4 protein-coding genes are annotated in these 2837 nt (G+C 65.2%); all 4 read right to left on the reverse strand.

Features of this window, described 5'->3' with window-relative positions:
* A partial coding sequence (locus EOA29_RS31565; RefSeq protein ID WP_145969906.1) for an 8-amino-7-oxononanoate synthase occupies positions 1-872 on the reverse strand: 872 nt, incomplete at its 3' end.
* Positions 869-1867, reverse strand: coding sequence for a biotin synthase BioB (bioB, locus tag EOA29_RS31570; protein WP_127222091.1), 999 nt, complete (start codon positions 1865-1867; stop codon positions 869-871). The genes bioB and EOA29_RS31565, both read right to left, overlap by 4 nt.
* Positions 1868-1926: 59 nt before the next feature.
* Positions 1927-2379 (reverse strand): aspartate 1-decarboxylase, encoded by a 453-nt coding sequence (panD, locus tag EOA29_RS31575; protein ID WP_127222092.1) that lies wholly within the window; start codon positions 2377-2379, stop codon positions 1927-1929.
* A 74-nt stretch (positions 2380-2453) separates the two neighbouring features.
* Entirely contained in the window at positions 2454-2651 is a 198-nt protein-coding gene (locus tag EOA29_RS31580; RefSeq protein ID WP_127222093.1) for a hypothetical protein, read from the reverse strand.
* Positions 2652-2837 lie beyond the last annotated feature (186 nt).

Genomic DNA, 2837 nt, shown 5'->3' on the forward strand with positions numbered 1-2837 from the left:
CTCTCCAGACGCTCGCGGCGCTCCGGCTCGTCGGCGACGATGTCGAGGGCCGTCGCAGCCGCCACCGCCATCAGCGGCGAGGGCGCGGTGGCATAGATGAAGGGCCGGCAGCGGTTGACCAGATAGTCGCACAGCACGGTGGGCGCCGTGACCAGCGCGCCGGATGCGCCCAGCGCCTTGCCGCAGGTGTGCAGCACCACGACATTGTCGCGGCCTTCGAGGTGGTGCGCCAGACCGCGACCGTCCGGGCCGTAGACGCCGGTGGCGTGCGCCTCGTCGACGAACAGGAATGCATCGTGGCGGTCCGCGACCTCGATCATTTCTCTAAGGGGGGCCCGGTCGCCGTCCATGCTGTAGAGGCTCTCGACCACGATCCAGGGCCGGCCGCCGCCGCCGCTCGCGCGCCAGCTCCGGATTGCGTCGTCCACGGCGCCCGCATCGTTGTGCGCGGCTAGCATGACTTCGGCGCGGCCGGCCCGCGCCCCCTCATGCGCACTGGCATGGACGAGTTCGTCCAGCACGATCAGATCGCCCTTCTGGGGCAAGGTCGTGAGCACGGCGAAATTGGCGACATAACCGCCGCCGAAGAACAGCGCGCGCTCGGCGCCGAAGAAGCCGGCCGCCTTGGCTTCGAGCGCCTCGTGCTCAGGCGTGTTGCCTCGCAGGAGCCGCGACCCTGTCGCCCCGACAGGCGTGCCTGCCGCGAGTGCCGCGGCGACCGCCTCGGCCATGCGCTTCGAGCGCGCGAGGCCGAGATAGTCGTTGGAGGCGAAATCGAGGCCAGCGCGACCGCTCAGGGCCCGCAAACGGTTCTTGCGGGCGAGCCCGCTCAAGGTCGCCCTGTAGCGGTCGAGCAAGCCACTGCCGTTCACAAGGCCTCACGCGCAAATGGCTTGATGCCCAGCCGGCGAAACAGCGCGGTGTCCTTGTCTTCGCCAGGGTTCTCGGCGGTGAGCAACGTGTCGCCGACAAAGATGGAGTTGGCGCCGGCGAAAAAGCACAGCGCCTGCATCTCGTCGCTCATCGCCGTGCGGCCGGCCGAAAGCCGCACATGCGATTTCGGCATCATGATGCGGGCCAGCGCGATGGTGCGCACGAATTCGATCGGCTCGATGGGGTCGGCCTCGCCAAGCGGCGTGCCCTCGATCGGGATCAGCATGTTGATCGGCACGCTGTCGGGCGGCTCCGGCAGGTTGGCTAAAGTCACCAGCATGTCGATGCGGTCAGCCTTCTCCTCGCCCATGCCGACGATGCCGCCGCAGCAGACCTTCATGCCGCTCTCGCGGACATTGGCAAGTGTATCCAGCCGCTCAGTGAAGGTTCGGGTCGAGATGACCTCGCTATAGTAGCGCTCGGAGGTGTCGATGTTGTGGTTGTAATAGTCGAGGCCTGCCTGCTTGAGGCGCTGGGCCTGGCCGAGGTCGAGCATGCCGAGCGTCATGCAGGTCTCGATGCCGAGAGCCTTCACGCCTTCGACCATGGCGACCACGGCGTCCATGTCGCGCTCCTTGGGGCTGCGCCAGGCTGCGCCCATGCAATAGCGCGTGGCACCCGCATCGCGCGCCTTCGTCGCCTCGGCGATGACGCGTTTGATCTCCATCAGCTTCGAGGCCTTGAGCCCGGACTGGTGATGGGCGGACTGGCTGCAATAGCCGCAGTCCTCGGGGCAGCCGCCGGTCTTGATCGACAGCAGGCGCGACAGCTGCACCCGGTTTGGATCGAAATTCTCACGATGGATCGTCTGGGCCCGGAACAGCAGGTCATTGAACGGTAGATCGTGGATAGCCTGGGCTTCCGCCCGGGTCCAAGGCGGAAGCGCCCAACCGAGAGGGTCCGATGTCAGGTCCGGGCCAAGTTCCGCGTTCATTCCACCTCCATCAGCAAAAGCGTTTGGGTATCAGCCGAGATAACGGACTTGGGAGCCCGTCACGATCTGCCCACCAGAGCCGGCACGGGCAGGGGAGTGCGAGCTTCGTCGAGGATGGAGAAGCTGTAGCCTCCGCCCGCATCGCGCTCGACCGAATAGGTCAGGCGGTCAACGATCCGATTATCCTTGTCGAAGGTCAGCACACGCGGTTTGAGCGAGGTGAGCTCCGCCTGGTCCACATAGACCGAGTTGCAGATGATGACCTGGTCGCCTGGCTGGCAGGTGCGGGCCGCGGCGCCGTTGAGAATGCAGCAGCGCGAACCGCGTTCGCCGAGGATGACATAGGTCGAAATCCGCGCGCCCGAATTCTTGTTCCAGACCTCGACAAACTCCATCGGCAGGATGCCTGCCTGTTCGCAATGGTCGGCATCGAGCGTGATCGAGCCTTGATAGTCGAGATTGGCCTCGGTGACATGGATGCCGTGCAGCTTGCCGGCGACGATTTTGCGCATCCCTTCCTCCAAACGACTTTTGATCCTGCTCACCGCCCCCAGGGGCCCATGGAGGCCCATGGTGGTGTCGGACGCTAGCCCGCGGTTTCATGGCCCTGAGCGGATAAACGCTCCCTTCTGATCGCGTCGCATGCCTCATTGAACGCGACGTCCAAAAGGTAGCCGATAAGTTCCAGCCCCTGCGAGGCAGCCAGCTGGCGCAGCTCATCGAGCCGGCAGACGATTACGCCGAGCGCCTCGCCGCGGGTTGTTCTTTGGTCATTGTCCGTCATCACTCCCCCCTTCGCCAGTCAAAGCCATCGCATGGCAACGCAGTTGCGCCGATGTTTCGAGCAGCGACCCAAGTCGCGGTGGCCAGATCACGACTTGGCCCGTCGCCGCAAAATTCGCTCCACGCTCTCGCCCTCAGTTCAAGCGCCGACTGCAATTGCCATCGAGCGGCACGTCCAGCCCAATGT

Source organism: Mesorhizobium sp. M1E.F.Ca.ET.063.01.1.1 (assembly GCF_003998155.1).
Classification (GTDB): domain Bacteria; phylum Pseudomonadota; class Alphaproteobacteria; order Rhizobiales; family Rhizobiaceae; genus Mesorhizobium.